Genomic DNA, 2,114 nt, shown 5'->3' with positions numbered 1-2,114 from the left:
GTCGTGTAGCGAAGCAGGGTGACGTCTTCGCGGGGATGGCCATCTTGGGTCACCCAGGCGACGATTTCGTGCTGCCGCCCGAGGTCGCTGGAGGGGCTGAACGTGATCGTGCCACGGGATCCGTGGGCTTGGCCCAGCACTCGGAAGCCGTGGCCTTTGTGGGCATCGACGAAGCTCACCTGCTGGCCCGGGATCTTCCGCAGCGAGTAGTGCAAACGCTCCTTGCCCCTTCCGGCACTGCTCAGCTTGGCGCGCAGGTTGGGACTCGGCAGGCCGGCCGCCTGATCCACGCCGGTCACCGGCGCCGAGCCGGGGTTGCTCACGATCGTCCACTTGCCGGGCGCCGGATGGTTGATGAAGAAATAGGTCTCCATCGTCTTGCTCCCGTCGGCGATCACCACCTCCTTGGGGTCCTTCAGGTACCCGCCGGCCGGCGTTTCGATCGTGCGTCCGTCGGGTCCCTTGAGTGTCACGTTTGGAGCGCCGCCTGCGCCGAGCACCCCGATCGCGGTGACGCTCTGTCCGTGCGGAACGGTGAAGCTCGGCAACGCTTGAGCCGTGCTCGCGAACGGGCCACGGGCGCTTGGCAAGTCTTGAGCCACGCTTGCGGATGGGTCTTGGCCAGTTGGGACGTGACGCAGGGAAGCCAAGTTCGCGGGCATCGGCAGCGAGCGGAACTGGGCGATGTTGCACGAGTCAAGCATGAAGTGTGTTTCGTCGGGAAACACGATGCCGGCACCGGCATGGGTGAAGCCGAGGTCGGCGCACACGCCGACGCCGTGGTCGGAGACGACGACCTCCGCGCCGAGGCAGTGTTCGCCGAGCAGGTGCAAGCAGGCGTTGACGTTGCCGTCGAATTGGAAATGGCCCTGGCTGACTTCAAAGGCGATCCCAGCTTCAAACGAGAGCACGTAGATTTCTATGTGCACATTGCCGCCCAGGCCGATGTCGCCTGCTTCGTCGACGTGGAAGTACTCTTCGGCGACCTGGTTGCAGAGCAGTTCGCCGGCCGCATTCGCATTCAGTTCAAACGGGGCGAATTGAATCGTGAGCGTTCCGCTGATGCCGAACAGCGAGCAGCCCATCACGTCCCCGCCCCCCGCGATTGCGCCTTCCGCGCTGAGCACGGCCGGATTAACCGTAATACCGCCGCCGAGCCGGGTCAGAAAGATCGGGATCGGCCCGCCGAGGTCGATGCCGGGCCCATCGCCGGCATTCCAGGCGACGTGGCCTTCCTGAAAATCGCCATGAACAAAAGCGAACCTGGCGGTTATTTCGCCGCTTGCCAGCAGGTCGAGCGTCGCTTCTCCGCGCAGCGAATCGTCGCCGTGGCGATAGCGGAAGTCCACTTTGTCGACACCGATCCCGGCGATCTCGGCGTGGGGAATCTTGATCTCGAGCGAGTCGAGCTGCAGACCTTGCCGATCGTCCGCGGTGATCACGCCGCCGGCGCTCAGCCCGTGTCCTTCGCCGTCACTGAAAACCCCCGGAAGTTCGGCGTTGACCGAGATGGCCGCGCAGTCAAAGGCGCAGGTGTCACCGTTTGACAGGGTCACTCCCGCCCTTTGCAGGGCCACGGAGATGCTGCCGCTGAACGGTAGGCTGCCGATGAGCGGCAACTTATGGGGCAGTGAGATTTCGCCGAGGTTTCCACCGGCCTTCGGGAGATACAGCGCCACGGTGTGCAGCGGAGAGATCTGGTGGCCGAGCAGGTAGATCGAGGCGTCGGCCGAGACGACGATGCTGGCCGAGGGGATCACGAGGATTGGCTGGCCGCCCTGGGGATCGATGTCGAGCCCGTCGATGCGCACCGCGGTCCAGGAGTAGTAGCTGGGGAAGCCCATCCGTTTCAGGGCACTGGGAACGAGCTGCATCGCATGTTGCTCGACGATCGATGCCTGCTTGGCGGTGATCGTCCCAGCGGTGCTTGTCTTGGCGGCGGAGGCGGTGTCAAGTTCTTCTTCGACGAAGCTTGTGCCGGCTTGTGCCGCGGCGCTCAGGGCGGGAGTGCAGAAGGACTTGTCGTGCGCTCCGCACAACAGCCCCGCCAACGCTGTGGTGATGCCGCCGGGAAGTTCGCCCGGTTCGCCGATTTCCTTCAGACAGCCCAGCAC

Annotated in this window: 1 protein-coding gene; it reads right to left on the bottom strand. The window is 64.6% G+C overall.

What is annotated here, in order from left to right; translation table 11 throughout:
* Window positions 1-2,114, bottom strand: a 2,114-nt coding sequence (locus WCA53_RS07020; RefSeq protein ID WP_423907323.1) for a hypothetical protein, incomplete at both ends; no start/stop codon positions are given.

Source organism: Caballeronia sp. (assembly GCF_049581465.1).
Lineage (GTDB): Bacteria > Pseudomonadota > Gammaproteobacteria > Burkholderiales > Burkholderiaceae > Caballeronia.
Note: the sequence above shows the minus strand (reverse complement) of the source record. Positions and strands in the feature narration are given on the sequence as shown.